Source organism: Sulfurimonas lithotrophica (genome assembly GCF_009258225.1).
GTDB lineage: Bacteria > Campylobacterota > Campylobacteria > Campylobacterales > Sulfurimonadaceae > Sulfurimonas > Sulfurimonas lithotrophica.
The window spans coordinates 650,348-669,470 of sequence record NZ_CP043617.1; the positions used below are offsets into that span (position 1 = coordinate 650,348).

Below are 19,123 nucleotides of genomic sequence, written 5' to 3' on the forward strand. Positions count from 1 at the left end.
TACTGTGTTAAATATTATGATTTGTATTTTAATACCTATATAAAATGAATGGTGATATTAAGTATTTTTGAAAAATATAAACTTTAAAAACAAATATATAAGTGGAACTATGATAACTAAACTAAACACATTTAAATTTCCACTAAACAACTCATTATATACAGCCATTGTAATAATGCATAGAGCTACTATATTAAATACTATACCAACTTTCTGAAAAGTATCATATTCAATATTAGCACCTTGTTCAATAAGTTGTTTATAATACATCCAGTCTGAAAATAAACCATATAACAAAGTAAAAATAAGTATTGCAACACCTAAAGCTTGTATAGCTGTCCCTACGTTACCTTCTGGATCAGGAAGAAATTGCATAGAGATAAAATAAGCTACACCTACTGAATAAGTCATTAATATACGAACTCTTTTTATTTTGTCTATTGACAAGATTCTTCCTTTTTGCAAGATGGTGCAGATGCATAGTTTACTAAAGACGACAAGAATGAAGTTCCTAATCCACCAATAGCTCCTGCATATGTTAAGTTAGAAAAGCTTGCACCTATAGCTCCAAAAGCAGCACCACTTAAAGTATTTATAGCTAAATTTTTATAACCTTGAAATTTAACCTGCCCTGTACATGGATCAATAAATGATGAAATTAAACCTACAAATCCACCTGCAGCTGCTCCAGCAACACCAAACTCTCCTGTAGGATCAACAAGATTAACAGGGTCATTAAGAACATACCCATAAAGGTTAGTATCACCACCTGAGAAGTCTATCGGGTCTTTTGTAGTCCATTTAGCCGCATATGGGTCATATTCACGGTGACCAAAGTGTACTAAGTTTGTATCTCTGTCTGACAATCCACCTGCAAATCCAAACGGTATTTTAAAGTTTAGATTTGAATCATTTAGTATATTACCATAAGTATCGTATGTTATCTCTTTTACTACATTATGCTCTGCATCTGTAACTAGTTTTAGAGTTCCTACTTGGTCATAGTGTAAGTAGTATGTTTGATTATCTTGAGTTAGGCTTATAGGTACACGTTCATCTGAGTAGTTGTATCTTTGTACTAAATTGTCATTACCGTCATATATAGCTAACAGTGTAGTTAGATTCTCCCAAAGGTATTTTTCAACTATAACTCCGTTTACCTCTTTAGCTATTTTTTGGTTTAGTGGGTTTAGATGGTATTTTATAGCTGTACCGTCTTCAAGTGTAACACCCGTTAGAGTTCCGTAAGTGTTGTAAGTATAAGTTGTAGTACCTAAGCTTGATTGTTTACTTACAAGTTGACCGTCTTCATCGTAAGTATAAGTATTATCTCCATATACTTCTGTTTGGTCATCCAGTGTGTAGTAAGCGGTTGTAGTTACTCCGTTTATAGTTGCACTTACTCTATTGCCATTTTTATCGTAAGTGTAGTTTTCAACTGTTTGGTTGTCTTTGGTTACCGTAGTGAGTCTTCCCCTGCTGTCATACTCGTAGTCGTATGTTGCATCTACACCGTTTAAAGATTCTGTTTTTTGGCTAATCATACCTTTTGCATCTCTTTGAAGTTGGTATGTGAGAGTATTATCACTTTTAGATATTAACTCTCCATAGTCATTATACTCTTTGTTTATGTTTAGCACTCCATCACTTACTTTTGTGGCATAGCCGTTGTCTGCATCTCTTGTGATGTTAAATGCTCCGCTTGAAGTTAGTAAACCGTCATCATCGTAAGTGTAGTTTTCAGTTGCACCCGCGTATGTTGAGCTTGTTACTAAAAAGTCATTGTTGTATGTGTAGTTTATGCTTTGGTTTAGAACACCGCTTTGAGATACAGAAGTTAATAACTCTCCATCATATCCATATACTATTTTTGCATTTGCATCAGTTATGCTTCCTACCTTTTCATCAAAAAGGTATGTATAGTTTACAGTACCTTCAGATGTTGTAGTAGATGTAAGTCTATCGTTTACATAGGTGTTGCTTATGGTATTTCCACTTGGTCTTGTTGTAGAAGTAAGCTTACGGTTTTTGTTGTAGGTGTAAGATGTTTGGTAACCTAACGGTGAAGTTAAACTAGTACGTTTGTCTATACCATTGTATGTAAAGTTAAAGTTAGATGGCGTAGGAGTAGTTAACTTTGTCATGTTGGAGTTAAAATCGTACTCGTAGTTTTCTGTGGTTCCGTTTGGATAAGTAATCGTAGTGACTCTATCCATAATATCGTAGGCGTAATTTGTCGTCTCACCTTTAGCATTTGTAACGGTAGCTATATTTCCTTTTGAGTCGTAAGAGTATGATACTATTCTTGAACCTGTCATTTCTTTAACAACTCTACCTTTTGCATCGTACTCATAAGTGGTCGGTAAAAGTGTACCGCTTTGTACAGATGTAGTTAAGCGGTTCTCTTTGTTGTAGCTACTACTTAATGTTCTGCTCTCAGGGGTGGTTATAGTTTTAGTGGCGTTGTTATAATCTTCAACTATTTTAGTAACTTTAGAGTTTTTAGTGATGGTTTTTGTTTTGTAGTTAATATCTATTTGATTTCCATCATAATTACTATGATAGGTTGTTATATTCTTTAATCCGCTTGGCTGAGTTGTTGTATATGAGGAAAGTATTTTTTGCTGATTAAGAATATCTTTTATATATATCACATTTGTTTCAACTCCATTTTTTGTAGTAACGTAATTCATTTGATTTTCTGAAAATACAGAAGAAACAGTGTCCCCACTAGGAAGTGATATTTGCGAAAGTGTTGAACCATCACCTTGTTTCGTGTCTGTAGAGATTGTTTCATCTCCCTCAGGTTTTGTGATAATGTAGGTAGATTTATTTTCGTTATTTATTTTTGAGAAATCCCAGTTAGCACCTAGATGATCATTCTCCTGATAAATTCGACCATTTTCATCATAGTACATAGTAGCTTCATTTCCATTAGGGTCAATTTTTCTAGTCATAAGCGAATTATTATCATATTCAAAATTATATACTGAACCATCTTCGTATTCAACTGAATTTAAGTCCCCATTTTCACTTATGTTTAGATAAGTTTTTTGCCCATTTGGAGCTGTTATCAATGTTGGAACATCATTATAATCTCTTGTAACTGTAGTTATATTTGAAAAATTATCTGTTATTGATGATATCAAATTTTCTGTATTATGTGTATATTCTGAAATAATAATCTTATTATCATTATCAAAAACTTTTTCTAATATTCCTGTTTTTTTGTTAAATACATAACCTAATTTACCCTCAAACACTACTATGTTGTCACTTCTAATACCTATGTTTTGATATTCAGGTAAAGTACTTAAGTCTAATACTGTATCAATATTATATATTTGATTAAGTTTATCTAATAAAACTTTATCAGGTTGAAAGACAGTCCAATAGTTATCATCTCTATTTATATCTCCACCATTTGAATTTGTTACAATCATAAAAGGGGTGCTAGTATCCATTCTTGCTTTCAATTTCTTTTTAAGCTCAGGTATACTTTTTGATGGGTCTAAAAAATTCCTATCTGAAATTCCTTCATAAATGGTTCCTTTATGTAAAGCATATACATCATAGCCGTTTTCTGGACGATCTTCATATGAAAGTTTAAAATTAAAATTAGAATATGTTCCTAAAGTAGTTAGTTCTTTATTACTCTTTTTTCCATCAATAAAATTAAAAGAGATTAAAGATACTGTATTGCTTAAAGAACCTAAACTTGCGCTAGGGTATTTCAAATATAAAGCAAAGTATCTATCTTTTAAAATTTGAAAATAATTTAATCTGTTTTTTGGTTCATTTTCAACTGAAAATAAAAGACCGTTTTTTATTTCAATATATTTTCGACCTTTAATTCCTTGTAGTATGCCTCGTTCAAATAGACGTAAATATATATTATCTTCTATACTCCATCCATTTGAAATGGTATTTGAACTACTAGTGACATCAGTATTTATATTTATATCTTTTGTGGTTACCATATCCATCTGGCTTCGTCCTCTTACAGCTATACTTCCTGTCCCAGCTTGTGCCCAGGCTTGTGTAAATGCTGAAGAAGCTCTATAATATACTAAATTATATTCATAAGATACAATGATTTTGGCATTACTCTCACCTGAGAGTTTATTACCCAATATATCTTTTCCATCCCATATAAATTGTAAATTACTTAGTTCTCCTATAGTAGCTTCTTTGACAAAAGTATGTCCAGCTACTTTGAGTTTAACAGATACTTTTTGTACAGAACTTGGAATATTAGACGTATTAATGGATGTATCAATAATATGTTTATACCCATCAACTCTTTTAGAAGAATAGTGAAGTACTTTATCAGTTCCTGCAATAGGTATATCTTCATGAAATACTCTTGTTTTAGTTGTAATGTAAGAGTTAGTACTTATACCACAGTCATTAGGAGGATTTTGATCTGATACATCAGGTTCGTCTGGAGATTCTGCATCAGATGGTGGACCATATGGCCAGTTACAATCCCAAGGAGTAAAGTGATTAAATTTACTTCTCCAGTAAGTATTACCAGCTTGATAGTTTGGATTATCTTTTATACCTGTAACTTCATCCTCTGTTAATCCATCACCATCTATATCATTTGCCTGACCATCACCTGTACTGTCAAGTGCATCTATAACTCCATCACCGTCTGTGTCCAGTAGCTCTACTACGACACCGTTTTCAGAACCTATCCATTTACCTTTATTTCTATCATAGTAACCTACAGGAACTATTTCACCAACATTAAATCCTAAAAAGTTTTCAACATACATTACTACCGGTGCATTAAATGTTACATTCTCATCATCACTTACACCATCTACTTTTATATCTGTACAGTATGTATAAGCAGTCTCTATTGGTAAATCAGATGGCATAGATTTCGGTGTTTTAAATTCTGTCGCACGAACATCTATACTTGTAAGTTCTCTTGTTGTACCGTCTTTGGAAGTAACAGTTGCTTTAGTGATTCCATCAAACACTATAGTCGCACTTCTTTGTCCTCTATCATCTACGACAGGAGTTGAAATATGTAACTGTGGAGTTGTAGAGCTTAAGTCTATAGTAGTTACTTTAATATCTTCTTGAAGCATAGTTACATCATCCGCAATACTCCAGTCTTGCGGTTGTACATAAAGTTTTCTGTCTATAGTTGTAAAACCATTTTTTTGATAACGCATTGTCAGGTGTGCAGCACCTTCAGTTGCAAAGTAGTATTCACCCTTTGCATTTGTTATTTGTGAACCATACTCAGGATGATTATGTATAGTTACTTTTACTCCGCTTAGAGGTGTACTGTCTTCTGCAAGTATTTTACCTGTTACCATTGCAAAAAGTTCTTCGTCATATTTAGTTAATGTTGCATCTGCAGGTATATATTTAGTATATTGAGAACCAAAATGTGTAAAGTTAAAGTTACTTGTATCTATAGGAGCTTTTACTTCTATTTGAATTGTATTAGAAGTTATCCCATTTAGTGTAGCAGTTATTGTACTTGTACCTTCAGCTAAAGCATCCAGTGAATTTCCGTTGATACTTAAAATACTAGGATCTGACATATCATACATAGCGTCATAAACAATGTCTTCACTTGAGCCGTCACTATATGAAGCGATAAGTATTATGTTAGTAGATTGGTCAACTCTTAGTATATTTGTATTTGTACTTAAAGATAAAGATTCTAATACTACCGGAGGCTCAATAACTTCTACATATCTAGTTAAAGTAGATTTATTTCCTACACTATCTTGTGCAGTATATGTTACAGTGTAAGAACCGACTGTAGTTGTATCGACATTACTACTTATATTTACATCTACAACACCGTCTTCATCATCATAAGCAGTTGCACCCTCTTCAAAGTAGTTATCGTCTTTATATAGAGTTATTGTACTTTCACCATTTAGTGTAATAACGGGAGCATTAGAATCTACAGGCTTCTCGGAAACTTCAAAACTATAATGAATGTGCTTAAGTTTAAATTTTTTATGTTTATGTCCATCTTTTTGTATTTTTATTAGATTTTTAAATGCAACTCTATATTTTCCTTCTAATAGTTGTTTATTTGGAGTGAAACTTATAGTTTTTGTATTTTCATTATAAGAAAGTTCACCATGAACTCTTTTTCTTTTACCGGATATTTTTTTTACGATAATATTGTTTTTTCTTACACATAATGGATCAATATCATCATCAAAGGTTGCTGTAATAATAATATCCGGAGATACATTTTTTTCATTAGCTTTTGGAGTAAAAGTTATATGTTCCAAAGTATTGGTTTCTTTTTTATGATGAAAATTAAAAAAGTCAAACCATCCAGCGGATAGCGGTTGTGTTAAGACAAACAATAATGTAAATACAAACAATAAACTTCTCATTATACTTCCTCTATTTTATGAAATAAATATAACAACTAATACAAAATAATATATTTAGTTGAAAAATAACCTTAAAAAATCCTAACTATTTTTTGCTTACCTGTGTCTTAATTTTTAATTAATTTTAATAAAATTTAATTATTTGTGAAAAATATACTTTTAATTCATTATATATTAAGATATATAACGCTACTATTTTCTAAATTTAAAGGTTTTAAAAAATGGAATTTACTTCATCGTTAACACTGTTTAACTCAGATGTACCTTTTTTACTTGAGAAAAGGATAGCACTGCTTCAAGCTATTGAAGCATCGGGCTCGATCTCAAAGGCTGCAAAAATGGTACCTATGAGTTATAAGGCTGCATGGGATGCCATAGATGCTATAAACAATCTTTGTCCTCATGCAGTAGTTAGCAGAGAAACAGGCGGAAAAGGCGGAGGCGGAACTAAGATAACGCCATATGGGCACAACCTTATTAAAACCTATCTGCTTTTACAAAAAGAACATAAAAAATTTTTAGACTCTCTTTCAAAAAATACAGACTTTGACAAAGGGACTATAAAATCACTGCAAAGGTTTTCAATGAATATAAGTGCGAGAAACAAAATACACGGAAAAATAGAGCTTATAGAATCAGGCAAGGTTAATGCACAAGTATATGTAAAGTTAAAAAGCGGTTATACGATAGTATCGGTTATAACAAATTCTGCGGTTAAAGAGTTAGAGTTGAAGCTCGGCGATGAAGTTAGTGCCATCTTTAAATCAAGCTCGGTTATATTAAGTACGGACAATGCACTCTCAATTAGTGCCAGAAATAAATTCAAAGGTATTATAGATGCCGTCTCTTTTGGAGAGGTAAACAGTGAAGTTGTTGTGGATATTGGAAATGATGACAAGCTCGTAGCCGTAATAACAAGTTCATCGGTAGATGCACTGGATTTAAAAAAAGATAAGGAGGTTAGTTTGATTATCAAATCTTCAGATGTTATGATAGGAAAATAATATAGTGAAGATATTTTTTTATATAAGGCGTTATATATTCAAGTATATAATGAAACAATGGGAACCCTGCAGCGGCAACTGCAGAGTAAATGCTTTGGTATAAGCAGCTAAAAGTATAACAAATAAAATAATAAAGGAAACTAAATGAATAAAAGTATTAAGTTTATAACTTTTATTGCATCCGCCGTATGTTTTGCATCTACGGTATATGCAGATGATGACGTGTCAAAATACACTTTAAAAACAAACTATCAATTAGTGTTCAACAAAACACCTAAATCGGTAGATAATTTTTCGGATATGTTTAAAAACGGAATGTTCTACGGCAGGCTCCGTTCAAACACTTTTTATTTTAAATGGGATAAGGAAAACAGCTCCCAAGATTCACATACAATAAGTGGACTCGGAGGCTCACTGTTGTATAAAAGTGCAAATTTTTCAGGTTTTGATTTTCATACGGGTTTGTATTTCTCAAAAGCATTTTTTGATCAGAACAGCAGCCCTGTAAATAGACTAAAAGCAGGGAAAGACGTTTTTAGCAGATATGATTATACAAATACGGGAAATAAGTCTATGGCTGTGTTGGGAGAAGCATATGTAAGTTATAAAGGTTTTGCAAAAACAGATATTAAACTCGGAAGACAATTGGTTGAGACATTTTATACAAAATCAAACGATACAAAGATGATACCAAATACCTTTGATGCAATAGTTCTTGAGAGTAAAGCCATCAGTGATACAAACATAAAACTTGCATATCTTGCAAAACAAAAACTGCGTGATCATACCCAGTCGCATTCTGTACTAATGTATGCAGATGCAAATGCATTTAGCTCGTTAAATCCCTCATGGAACGGCAATGATGATTCGGCTATGCACAAAGGACTTACATACACGGCACTTAAAGCAGCTGGTAAAGATACAGACAGCCCTCTGATAGTCTTTGATTTTCAAAACAAGTCTATAGATAACTTAAAAGTAGATGCTGCGTTTTACACCGTGCCTGAGTTGTTATCAGAGGCTATGCTTGAGTTAAACTACAAAGTAAAGCTGGCAGGCTTTAGCATAAGCCCCGGTGTGCGTTATATAAAACAGTTTGACGATGACGCGGGAAAGATAGGTGGTGCGGCGTATGACGGCACTACGGATGGATATAAAGATCCGTTTTCGCTAGATTCTCAAATGATTGCAGCAAGGATAGTTGGAACTTATGATATTTACAAATTAAATATAGGCTATTCAAAAGTTTTTGACGAAGCGGATTTGATAACACCTTGGAGAGGATTCCCGACTTCTGGATATACACGTTCAATGGCCCGTTATAACTGGATGGCAAATACAAAAAGTTATCGTATGGAACTAACTATGAATAGTAATAAAAAAGGTATATACAAAGATATGTTCATCCAAGCTTCGATTTTGCATACGGATGCAGATGAGAATAAGGGAAAATATGATGAGAATTACTATTATCTTGGTTTTGTACAAAATCTTGAAGATATGCAGGATTTACAGTGGAGACTAAGACTTGGGTATGCAGATACGAAAAAGACAGATGCAGACAGTTTGGATGCACGTTTTGAGATTAACTATTTATTTTAAAGGATAAAAAATGATGAAAAAAATAATTATCGGAAGTTTAGTATGTGTTGCATCTTTATATGCCGGAAGTATAAATATAGCAGTAGCTGCAAATGTAAGTTATGCAATTGACACTCTAAAAGAAGAGTTTAAAAAGTCCAATCCAAATACAGAGGTAAGAGTTACACTTGGAAGCAGCGGAAAACTGACCGCTCAGATAAAACACGGCGCTCCGTATCAGCTTTTTATGTCGGCAAATATGAAATATCCGGAAGCTCTATACGCAGATAAGATAGCTGTTACAAAACCTGTGATTTATGCACAAGGGAGTCTTGCATACCTAAGTAATAAAAAACAAAATTTCAACAGTGGTATAAATATCGTTAAAAACCCAAATATAGAAAAAATAGCAGTAGCAAATCCAAAAACCGCACCCTATGGAAAAGCAGCTGTTGAAGCTATGAAAAACGGTGGTGTTTATAAAGATGTAAAATACAAATTAGTATATGCGGAGTCTATTTCACAAACAGTATCTTATGCAGTTACGGCTACCGATATAGGTTTTGTAGCAAAGTCATCACTTTACAGTCCTAAAATGAAACACTTTAAAGAGGGAATAAACTGGACAGATGTAGATGCAAAGCTTTATACGCCTATAAATCAGGGTATAGTAGTTTTAAAAGAGGGTAAAAAAAATCAAGAAGTGCTTGCTTTTTATGACTTTATTTTAAGTCAAAAGGCAAAAGAGATACTTAGAAAATTTGGATATTTAGTACCGTAGTCTATTTTAAATCTCTAAGGAACAATATATGTATAGGTTTATGCATATATTATTTTTTTGGAGATTAAATGGAAATTTATTTATTATTACCACTAGCATTATTAACATACTTAACAACTATTATAATCTATGTAAAAAAAGTTGAAAGCAAAAGAGCTTAAGATGGGATTTGCTACTTTTGAAAATACATACAATTTTGCTAAAAAATTCTCAAACTATAAAGATTTTTATATAAAACACAACGATCTTATTTTTTCAAAACTTGGTCTTGGTACTTTTAATAAAGAACCGTATAAAGAAGAAAACTACGTTTTTCATTATATTGAAGCTGTAAAAGAGGCTATTAGAAGCGGAATAAATTTAATAGATACTGCATCTAACTATAGATATGGTCAAAGTGAAAAAGAGATAGGAGAAGCTTTAGCTGAGTTAGGTGATGAGGTTAAACGTGAAGAGCTTATCATCTGTTCAAAAGGTGGATTTATCCAGCTTGATTATCCTTTTCCTGAAAATCCATACACATGGATAGATGAAAACGTCATAGATGCAGGTCTTGCAAGTAAAGATGATATTGAGCTGGATCAGCACTGTATGACACCTGATTTTTTAGAATGGAGCTGTAAACGCAGTTTAGAAAATCTTGGTGTAAATCAGCTTGATATTTATTATCTACACAACCCAGAGATGCAGATAATAAAACTTGGTAAAAAAGAATTTTACAAACAAATTGAAAAAGTGTTTGCAAGATTTGAAAAGTTGGCTGATGAAGGCTTATTTAAATCTTACGGTGTAGCTGTATGGAATGGTTTTACAGCTGAGAACGAAGAGATAATAAGTTTAGAAAAACTTGTGGAAATTGCCATAAAAGTTGGCGGAGAGAATCATAGGTTCAAGTATATTCAACTACCGTTTAATATGGGTAAAACAAACGCTTACACGAGTCTAACCCAAAAAGTGGACAATGAGGAGTGCAGCATCATAAATGCCGCTCATAAACTCGGCATCGGAGTTATAAGTTCATCTTCGCTTTTACAGATGAATCTGTTTAAAAAATCATTCTCAGCTGAAACCGGTGTAGTTTTAGATAGCACAATGACACTAAAGAGTGATATTCAACTAGCTCTTCAGTTTGTTCGCTCAACTCCGGGGATAGTAAGTTCACTATTTTGCTCAAAAGTTCCCCTGCATATTAAACAAAACTGTGAAATCTCAAAAGTAAAGTCGGTAAAAAGGGAAAAATACGACTTACTTTACAGGCTGTAAGTTTTGATATATGACGTAATAGTAGTAGGCGGCGGAATAGCCGGACTTATGGCGGCAATAGAAGCTAAAACAAGTTCAAACAAAGTTGCCGTGATTACAAAAGGCAATATTTTTAAGTCTAACTCTTCACTTGCCAGTGGCGGGATAAATGCGGTTTTAGATAAAAATAATACTCACGAGATAAAAAAACATATAGACGACACCATAAAAGGCGGTTATGGTTTAAGCGATAAAAAAAGTGTCTCATATATGTGTAATCGTGCTCCCAATATTATTAAAAAACTTCTCTCTTACGGAGTAGAGTTTGATAAAGATGAAAACGGTGAGATAGCCCAGAGAAGTTTTGGCGGCGGAGTTTCCAAAAGAACTTGTTATGTAGGTGACAAAACCGGTTCTGCAATCATGCAGGTTTTGATAAAACAAGCCAAAATTGTAGGTGTAGATTTTGTAGCTAACAATTTTGTAATGAATGTTACAAAACTAAAAAACAAGATAAGCGGTGTAGTAGCTATCAGAAGGATTGATTCATCACTTATGGTCTATCCTGCAAAGTCGGTGATTCTTGCCGGAGGCGGATATGCAGGTATATACAGAGGACACTCTACAAATGCACAGGATTATACCGGTGATATGCTGGCTATAGCCCTTAGAAGCGGACTAAACTTAAAAGATATGGAGTTTGTCCAGTTTCATCCGACAGGCATGGCAAAAAGCTCTTATCTTATCAGTGAAGCGGCACGCGGTGAGGGTGGATATCTGGTAAACAGCGACGGCGAGAGATTTGTAAATGAACTTGAAACCAGAGATATAGTCGCACGCGCTATTTTAACTCAGGTAAATAACGGCAAAAAAGTATATCTGGATCTTAGACATTTAGATAAAGAACACATTGAGACAAAACTGCCAAGTTTATACAAAGCTGCATATAATCAAGCGGGTATAGATGTTACTACTGAGTTACTCGAGGTCACTCCCGTCGCTCATTACAGTATGGGTGGAATAGAATCAAAAATGACAAAAACCGATATAAAAGGTTTGTTTGCTTGTGGAGAGTGTGCTGTAAACGGTATCCACGGTGCAAACAGACTTGGCGGTAACTCTTTACTTGAAGGTGCAGTTTTTGGTGAGTTGGCAGGGAAAAAAGCAAAGGAATATGCAAAACATAAAGAGTTCCTGCCGATTGATTACAACATCGTAGTTAAAGATCAAAAAGTGGTCGATAAGATATTTGATCGTGATACTTCTAAAAATTTTAATTCGATGCGTATAAGTATGGGTGAGACCATGTTTAAAAATGCCGGAATTCACAGAGATTACAACTCTTTGATAAGGGCATATGACTATATAAAGTATCTTCGTAAAGAGGCAGGTACGCTTCATTGTATCGATAAAGGAAGAAATAATAATGTAGAACTTATATCTATACTTGAACTTAAAAATGCATTGGAGGTAGCTGAAGTAGTAATTTTAAGTGCATTGGAGAGAGAAGAAAGCAGAGGTGCTCACAGCAGGGATGATTTTACAAAAACTTTAAAAGCTAATGAAAAATCGATTCTGGTAAATGAGCTTAAAAAAGGTTATTTCCAAATTTGGTATGAGCATAAAAGTGCCTTACTCAATTGCATAATCAAAAAAATCAAAAACTAAAAGGATATAAAATGGCAAAAGTGATGTTAAGAGAGAGTGGCGGAGAGATTTCTTTTTATGTTGCAAAAAAAGATATGGAAGAAACAATAGAGACTATTGAGTTTAACACCGATGAAAAATGGGGTGGAGAAGTAGAACTAAGTAACGGAGAGATTTGGTGGATTGAACCTGCTCCAAAAAATCTACCTAAAGAAACTGTTTGTAAAAAGATTTCTGATTAATTATTAATCATTAAAATGATTAAAATTAGTCTGTGGCGGAGTATAATGATATTTATAACAAAAAAAAAGATATAAATTATGATTACTCAATGCAACGAATGTTTAACACACAAAGAACTACTGGTTTTATATGATATTGCTTCACTTATTTCAGATTCAAGAGATATACAAAAATCTTTGGAAAAATCCCTATCGGCACTTAAGAATGCTTTGGATTTGGGGAATTGTGTTATTTATAAACTAGAGGATGAACAACTTAGCATATGTGCATCTATAGGCTTTAACAAACATCAAAAAAATATTTCGGAATATAAACTGGGAGAAGGTGCTACGGGGCTTGCCGCTAAGAGTATGGAACCCGTAGTTATAGCAAATATACATAACGATATTATATTTCTAAATAAATCAGGGAATAAAAATAATGAGACTATATCTTATATAGCAGTGCCTTTAATTGCCGAGAATAATGTTATCGGTGTAATCGGTGCAAACCTTACAAAATCTACAAAGATTGATTTTGAACAAACGGTTAGAATATTGACTATTGTCAGTTCATTATTTGCACAATATATAAATTCAAATATGTCAATAACAAAAGAAAAAGAGAGACTTGAAGAGTTGAAGCTTTATTATAAGATGGAGTGGGATTCAAAAGTACATAATTTTGGGGATATTATAGGCGACTCTGAAAAGATGCAAAACGTTTATAAAGTTATAGAAAGAATAGCACAAAGTGAAGTTACCGTCTTAGTTCGTGGGGAAACAGGTACGGGTAAAGAGTTGGTAGCATCTGCTATACACAAAAGAAGTAAAAGAAATGATGAACCATTTATAAAACTAAACTGTGCGGCAATTACGGATACTCTTTTAGAGAGTGAACTTTTTGGACACGAAAAAGGTGCATTTACCGATGCCAAAGAGACTAGAAAAGGTAGGTTTGAGTTGGCTGATGGCGGTACGCTGTTTTTAGATGAGATAGGTGATATATCTGCATCTGCACAGGTTAAACTGCTTCGAGTCTTACAAGAACGTGAGTTTGAGAGGGTAGGGGGAAGCAAAACTATTCGTGTAAATGTTAGACTTGTTGCCGCTACAAACCGTGATCTTGAACAGATGGTAAAAGACGGCGAGTTTAGAGAAGATCTATACTATAGGTTAAATGTTATTCCGATTGACTTGCCACCGCTTAGAAAAAGAGGGGAAGACATAAAACTTTTGGTTAACTTCTTTTTAGAGCGTTCAATGTTAAACCATAAAAAAAGAGTAAGTATTACAAATGAAGCTATGAGTAAACTTATGTCGTACCCATGGCCTGGGAATGTACGTGAACTTGAAAATACGATAGAGCGAATAGTGCTTATGGGTAACGAGGATGGAATAACTGCAGAGGATATGATGCTTTTGTTACCTGCTTTAAATAATGAAAAAGCATCTGAAAAACATATGCAAATACCATTTGAGAACAAAACCTTAGATGACTTGGAAAAAGAAGCAATTATAAATGCACTTGAAAATAGTGGAGGTAATCTCTCCGAAGCTGCAAAAGTTTTAGGGATTACGCAAAGACAAATCGGATATAAGGTAAAAAAATATGGAATCTAATATTAAGTATAAAGATGAATCTTTAGAGTTGTGTGAAGACTTTATTGACGTAGGCTATATGGCTGAAAATATTGAAGTTGTAGATGCATCCGGAGAAACTATGGAGATAAAGAGAAGTCATCCCGATAAATCTATGACACTTCTTGCATCTTTTCCACATGACAAAGATGAGTTTTTAGATGAGATATTAAAACTTGATGAGCTTTTAAGCAACATCCAAGTCCCACTAAATTGTTACTATATATTTGATAAAGATTATAAGATGCAGACCGTTTTAAAAAACAGACTTAAAAAATTTACGGTAGTTTTAGATGCAGAAGATGAATTTGGAAACATGTACGGTACGAAACTTGTAAGTGGTTCTTTAGAGGATAAGTTAACCAAGTCTTTGTTTTTGATAAGCAAAGACGGAGCTATCTTTTATCTTGATATGCCAAACGACTTGACTAAGCCGTTTGATTTGGAAAGGTTGAGAGTTGAGTTAAACAAAGCCTACGCCAGTTATACGGGAGTCGGATGTCATGGGTAAGTAGTTCTTTTTTAAAGACCTACTAAAAAGCTTCTCATTGCACTTTTAAATCCATTTGGGTTTTCGAGCATGCTCATGTGCCCACATTCACTTAGACTCACAAATGTTGAATTTTTTATTTTACTTGCCATAAGCTCCATTGTCTCTTTTGGTATGATTTTGTCATCTTCGCCGGTTATCAATAAGACGGGAATATCTGTCTCTTCTAAGCCTTTGGCAGTATCAGTTCTGCTAATCATAGCTAGGAGGGCAGCTTTAATACCTATTGGATTAAAGCTCATGATGTTTTCTTTTATACTCTTTATTTTTAGAGGTTCTTTCTTGATAAAGTCCTCACTAAAAGCAGCTGATAAAAATCCATTTACAAAAGGTTCAAGTCCTTTAGTGTCTATGTCTGAAATGCCGGTAGAGCGTTTTAATTTTGCTTTGTCATCATCACTGTTCGTTGCAGTGTTGGCAAGTATCAAAGCTTTATATTTTTCTCTTTCATTTGCTCTTAGTGTGATATAACCACCCATAGAAAACCCACAAAGAATAGGCTTACTCAATTTTAGACCTAAGATGATATTCTCTAAGTCTTGCACATAACTCTGCATTGTAAATTGAGCTGTATTTATCTCAGACTTACCAAAACCTCTAATATCATAGGAGATACAATAATAATCATCTTTAAACTCATCAATCACATCATCCCAAAGTGTATGGTCGTATGGAAAGCCATGTATAAAAACTATAGCCTGATTTGTGTCTTTACCTAAAGTCTTGACATATATGCCATTTATTGTCTTATCCATCTTAAATCCTTTCTTTTATATATACATACATTAACACAAGATAGTTAATTTATAAAAATCATTAAACGGAATACTTTATGTATAAATATAAGTATATAAAATGTATTGGATACTATATGGAAAATATCAAAGAAAAATTATTAAGTGGTGAATTAGTACCTTTTATTGGTATGGGTGTATTTGAAAATACAAAGGCAAATGACGGTTCTAACTTGCCATACGACAGTGACAGCATGATCTTAGCACTTAATAACGGTCGTGCTATGAGTGATAGACTTATGTATGAGTACAGCCGTGCTGCAATGAGTTTGGAGCAAAGAAAAGGTAGAGATTTTATAGTGCAAATGACAAATCATATTTATGCATCTAAAAAGTATGATCTGCCATTTACATATGAGTTTTTAAAAGATATCAAACCAAAGTATATGATAGATACAAACGTCGATGACAGCTCATGTAAGGTTTATGAAGATGTTGAGCATTTTATGATTACGGGTATATCAAGGATTACAGCCGACTATGACAGATTTGTGGTTTACAAATATGATCCCGATGCAAAAGAATACAGTGTAATAAGCAAAGAGGAGTTAAACGATACTTTGCCGATACTTTTTAAACCTATGGGTTGTATGCAACCGGATATGAACTTTATTATAAGCGATGCAGACTTTGTTGACTGGCTTACAGAAGCTATGGGCGGGTATGCGCTTCCACCGTTTTTAAAAGAGTACAAAAAAGACAAATCATATATGTTTTTAGGCGTTGATTTTTCGCGTGATACTTTTAGAATGGTAGCTCACGAGATAACACTTGGTTTAAAAGACGGTTTTGTTGTTACAAAAAAAGATGAGCTTACAAAAAAAGAGAACAAATTTGTAGATATGCATAATCTAGAAGTTATAAAAGACAACTCGGATGCATTTTTAAAGAGTATGCTATGAGTAAAGATATGATTTGTGACTTTTGCGGCAAAAGTGTTAAAGAGGTAGAGAAAATATTTAGTGCCGAAAATGCACATATATGTAATGAGTGTATAGGTACATGCTCAGATATTATCCACAAAGAACAGTTAAAAAAAGAGCGTGCAGAGTTTCAAAAAGGTCTTAGCATCCCAACCCAGATAAAAGAACATCTGGATAATTATGTCATAGGTCAAGAAGAAGCAAAAAAAGTCCTCTCAGTCGCACTCTATTCACACTACAAAAGAATTGATAAACCGATTTTTAAAAACGTAGAGATTGAAAAGAGTAACATTATGCTTATCGGTCCAACGGGTAGCGGTAAGACCCTTTTGGCAAAGTCGCTTGCTAAAATAATGGATGTGCCTTTTGCAGTGGCAGATGCAACTGCTTTAACAGAAGCGGGTTACGTAGGTGAAGATGTTGAGTCTATCCTTTCGCGTCTTTTGGCATCTGCGGATTTTGATGTTGAGCGTGCGCAAAAAGGTATCATCTACATAGATGAGATAGATAAAATCGCAAATAAAAGCGAGAGTGCCACAAGTGGCAGGGATGTCAGCGGTGAGGGTGTTCAGCAGGGACTTTTAAAAATTCTCGAAGGCGGAGAGGTATATGTACCCGTAAAGGGAAGCAGAAAAAGCTCATCCGCAGAGACTATACTTTTTGATACTACACATATTTTATTTATATGTGGGGGTGCATTTGTCGGACTTGTTAAAGATGCCAACGATTCAAAAGATAAAAAACCTAAAAAGATGGGCTTTTTAACAAGTACGGACGAAGAGTTTACTTCACAAGAGATAGAATCAAAAGATTTGATAAACTTCGGGCTTATACCTGAATTTATAGGTCGTATTCCCGTTATAGCTACACTAAACCAACTCTCGATAGAAGACTTGATAAAAGTACTGAGTGAACCAAAAAATGCCATTGTAAAACAGTATCAGGCACTTTTTGAGCTTGACGGTATAGAGTTGGAATTTTCTGATGATGCTTTGCAAGAGATAGCAAAAATGGCAGATGAAAAAGGTGTAGGTGCACGTGGTCTTCGAGGGATAATCGAGAAGATTATGTTACCGCTTCAGTATGAGCTTCCTGCTAAAAAAGATATAGAAGCCTGTGTTATTACAAAAAGTTTTATAAACGGTGAGAGTGAAGTAGAACTCATAAAAAGAAAAAAAACAAAAAAGGAGGCTAACTAATGGATGATTTATCAACAGCTTATGAATGGGCAAAGACTTATAACTTTAGTGAAGAGGAAATTCAATACGCTACTATTTTGGCTCTGAAGATTTTAGATGATGAGTGTAAAATGGACTATGATAACTATAACCTTTTTATGTCTGTGTATGATGGTATAAACGACAAAGCAAACAGCCCGTTTAACCTAAGCGTGCACAGCATCATAGATTTGGCACGTGCAAAAGACCCTATAAAAGCAGACCCAATCTACAAAGAGATGATAGGTGAGCTTAGAGTCACTATGATGAAAGATATGCAAAAGCCTATAATGAAGGCTTATAAAAATCTGGTTTGGGACGTGGTAAGTAGTTAGTTAATATCTTCTATATAATATCTGTTGTTTTTTTTGTTTATATTAATATCAAGTTCAAAAATTTCTGATAAATTTTGGGATGTTAAGATATTTTCTTTTTTTCCTTGTTTATATATTGTTTTTTTATAAATTAAAGCAACATGGGATATTTCTGGAAATATCTCTTCAATATGGTGAGTTACAAGTATTATAGATGCTTGTTTTGAAAGTTTACGGATAAGTTCTATAAAAGAGTTTTGTGCTTTTATATCGAGCCCTACGGTAGGCTCATCAAGTATAAAAACTTGTGGGTCATGTATCAAAGCGCGACCGATTATACAGCGTCTAAGTTGTCCAGTACTCATTTGCGATACTTTTTTCTCTTTTATATCCAATATATCAAGAAACTCTAAAACTTCTAAAGCTTTTTGGTATTGTTCTTGTGAGAAGTCCTGATGTTTAAAAACTCCTATAGAACTATAATACCCACTAAGTACAACCTCGTAAGCGCTTAAAAAACCTCCATGCATCTCAAAGTAGTTATGCAACTCGTTTGTAATAATTCCAAGCTTTTTTTTAAGCTCAAATATATCCCATCTCTCTTTATTAAAAATCTTTTTTGTATAACTGTATTTTTTACTTGGATGCAAATCGCTTGATATGAGTTTTATCAAACTTGACTTACCGCTTCCGTTTGAGCCTAAAATAGTCCAGTGCTCGCCTTCTTTTATTGTTAAGTTTATATTTTCAAGTACAGGTTTTAAATCATAATTTGTATATACGTTTTTAAAGTCAATAATATTCATGAAAATATTATATCTT

Annotated in this window: 15 protein-coding genes; 11 read left to right on the forward strand and 4 right to left on the reverse strand. The window is 33.6% G+C overall.

All coding sequences use genetic code 11. The annotated features are described in order from the left end of the window. Window positions 1-57 precede the first annotated feature (57 nt). Together FJR48_RS03405 and FJR48_RS03410 are read right to left on the reverse strand one after the other, a co-directional pair. Window positions 58-447, reverse strand: coding sequence for a hypothetical protein (locus FJR48_RS03405; protein ID WP_152306760.1), 390 nt, complete (start codon window positions 445-447; stop codon window positions 58-60). Next, on the reverse strand, window positions 438-6,386 hold the full coding sequence (locus FJR48_RS03410) for an RHS repeat-associated core domain-containing protein (protein WP_152306761.1): 5,949 nt from the start codon (window positions 6,384-6,386) through the stop codon (window positions 438-440). Before FJR48_RS03410 ends, FJR48_RS03405 begins: the two co-directional genes overlap by 10 nt. A gap of 221 nt (window positions 6,387-6,607) precedes the next feature. Here FJR48_RS03410 and FJR48_RS03415 point away from each other — a divergent pair, with 221 nt between their 5' ends. The 8 genes from FJR48_RS03415 (at window position 6,608) to FJR48_RS03450 (ending at window position 15,014) form a co-directional block, all read left to right on the forward strand. Next, a complete protein-coding gene (locus FJR48_RS03415; RefSeq protein ID WP_152306762.1) occupies window positions 6,608-7,390 on the forward strand; it encodes a TOBE domain-containing protein in 783 nt (260 codons plus the stop codon). Between the two features lie 144 nt (window positions 7,391-7,534). Next, complete coding sequence (locus tag FJR48_RS03420; protein ID WP_152306763.1) at window positions 7,535-8,992, forward strand: OprD family outer membrane porin; 1,458 nt, start codon at window positions 7,535-7,537, stop codon at window positions 8,990-8,992. A gap of 13 nt (window positions 8,993-9,005) precedes the next feature. Continuing rightward, the gene (gene modA, locus FJR48_RS03425; protein ID WP_152308371.1) at window positions 9,006-9,752 is read left to right on the forward strand and encodes a molybdate ABC transporter substrate-binding protein; all 747 of its coding nucleotides are present in this window, start codon (window positions 9,006-9,008) and stop codon (window positions 9,750-9,752) included. Between the two features lie 162 nt (window positions 9,753-9,914). Further along, a complete protein-coding gene (locus FJR48_RS03430) occupies window positions 9,915-11,015 on the forward strand; it encodes an aldo/keto reductase (protein ID WP_152306764.1) in 1,101 nt (366 codons plus the stop codon). 3 nt (window positions 11,016-11,018) lie between these two features. Beyond that, the gene (locus tag FJR48_RS03435) at window positions 11,019-12,662 is read left to right on the forward strand and encodes an L-aspartate oxidase (RefSeq protein WP_152306765.1); all 1,644 of its coding nucleotides are present in this window, start codon (window positions 11,019-11,021) and stop codon (window positions 12,660-12,662) included. A gap of 11 nt (window positions 12,663-12,673) precedes the next feature. Next, window positions 12,674-12,883, forward strand: a complete 210-nt coding sequence (nifT, locus tag FJR48_RS03440) for a putative nitrogen fixation protein NifT (protein WP_152306766.1) — start codon at window positions 12,674-12,676, stop codon at window positions 12,881-12,883. Window positions 12,884-12,961: 78 nt separating this feature from the next. Further along, a complete protein-coding gene (locus FJR48_RS12435; RefSeq protein ID WP_152306767.1) occupies window positions 12,962-14,485 on the forward strand; it encodes a sigma-54-dependent Fis family transcriptional regulator in 1,524 nt (507 codons plus the stop codon). Beyond that, complete coding sequence (locus FJR48_RS03450) at window positions 14,475-15,014, forward strand: redoxin family protein (protein ID WP_152306768.1); 540 nt, start codon at window positions 14,475-14,477, stop codon at window positions 15,012-15,014. Before FJR48_RS12435 ends, FJR48_RS03450 begins: the two co-directional genes overlap by 11 nt. A gap of 11 nt (window positions 15,015-15,025) precedes the next feature. On the opposite strand, the gene FJR48_RS03455 is transcribed toward FJR48_RS03450, so the two are convergent. Next, window positions 15,026-15,808, reverse strand: coding sequence for an alpha/beta fold hydrolase (locus tag FJR48_RS03455; RefSeq protein WP_152306769.1), 783 nt, complete (start codon window positions 15,806-15,808; stop codon window positions 15,026-15,028). A gap of 116 nt (window positions 15,809-15,924) precedes the next feature. Between FJR48_RS03455 and FJR48_RS03460 the strand changes: the two genes are divergently transcribed. The 3 genes from FJR48_RS03460 to FJR48_RS03470 are packed head-to-tail and all read left to right on the forward strand — an operon-like array spanning window position 15,925 to window position 18,322. Continuing rightward, a complete protein-coding gene (locus FJR48_RS03460) occupies window positions 15,925-16,749 on the forward strand; it encodes an SIR2 family protein (protein ID WP_152306770.1) in 825 nt (274 codons plus the stop codon). Then, window positions 16,746-17,969 carry an ATP-dependent Clp protease ATP-binding subunit ClpX gene (gene clpX / locus FJR48_RS03465; protein ID WP_152306771.1) on the forward strand — a complete coding sequence of 408 codons (1,224 nt, stop codon included), beginning with the start codon at window positions 16,746-16,748 and terminating at the stop codon, window positions 17,967-17,969. The genes FJR48_RS03460 and clpX overlap by 4 nt, the downstream gene beginning before the upstream one ends. After that, window positions 17,969-18,322 (forward strand): hypothetical protein, encoded by a 354-nt coding sequence (locus FJR48_RS03470; RefSeq protein ID WP_152306772.1) that lies wholly within the window; start codon window positions 17,969-17,971, stop codon window positions 18,320-18,322. The genes clpX and FJR48_RS03470 overlap by 1 nt, the downstream gene beginning before the upstream one ends. On the opposite strand, the gene FJR48_RS03475 is transcribed toward FJR48_RS03470, so the two are convergent. Then, entirely contained in the window at window positions 18,319-19,107 is a 789-nt protein-coding gene (locus FJR48_RS03475; protein ID WP_152306773.1) for an ABC transporter ATP-binding protein, read from the reverse strand. The two genes, FJR48_RS03470 and FJR48_RS03475, sit on opposite strands and share 4 nt — an antisense overlap. Between the last annotated feature and the right edge of the window lie 16 nt (window positions 19,108-19,123).

Excerpts from the sequence above, each read along its gene's own strand:
- FJR48_RS03410 (WP_152306761.1), bottom strand. The coding sequence starts at position 6,386 with ATGAGAAGTTTATTGTTTGTATTTACATTATTGTTTGTCTTAACACAA.
- FJR48_RS03415 (WP_152306762.1), top strand. The coding sequence starts at position 6,608 with ATGGAATTTACTTCATCGTTAACACTGTTTAACTCAGATGTACCTTTT.
- FJR48_RS03420 (WP_152306763.1), top strand. The coding sequence starts at position 7,535 with ATGAATAAAAGTATTAAGTTTATAACTTTTATTGCATCCGCCGTATGT.
- modA (WP_152308371.1), top strand. The coding sequence starts at position 9,006 with ATGAAAAAAATAATTATCGGAAGTTTAGTATGTGTTGCATCTTTATAT.
- FJR48_RS03430 (WP_152306764.1), top strand. The coding sequence starts at position 9,915 with ATGGGATTTGCTACTTTTGAAAATACATACAATTTTGCTAAAAAATTC.
- nifT (WP_152306766.1), top strand. The coding sequence starts at position 12,674 with ATGGCAAAAGTGATGTTAAGAGAGAGTGGCGGAGAGATTTCTTTTTAT.
- FJR48_RS12435 (WP_152306767.1), top strand. The coding sequence starts at position 12,962 with ATGATTACTCAATGCAACGAATGTTTAACACACAAAGAACTACTGGTT.
- FJR48_RS03450 (WP_152306768.1), top strand. The coding sequence starts at position 14,475 with ATGGAATCTAATATTAAGTATAAAGATGAATCTTTAGAGTTGTGTGAA.
- FJR48_RS03455 (WP_152306769.1), bottom strand. The coding sequence starts at position 15,808 with ATGGATAAGACAATAAATGGCATATATGTCAAGACTTTAGGTAAAGAC.
- FJR48_RS03460 (WP_152306770.1), top strand. The coding sequence starts at position 15,925 with ATGGAAAATATCAAAGAAAAATTATTAAGTGGTGAATTAGTACCTTTT.
- clpX (WP_152306771.1), top strand. The coding sequence starts at position 16,746 with ATGAGTAAAGATATGATTTGTGACTTTTGCGGCAAAAGTGTTAAAGAG.
- FJR48_RS03470 (WP_152306772.1), top strand. The coding sequence starts at position 17,969 with ATGGATGATTTATCAACAGCTTATGAATGGGCAAAGACTTATAACTTT.
- FJR48_RS03475 (WP_152306773.1), bottom strand. The coding sequence starts at position 19,107 with ATGAATATTATTGACTTTAAAAACGTATATACAAATTATGATTTAAAA.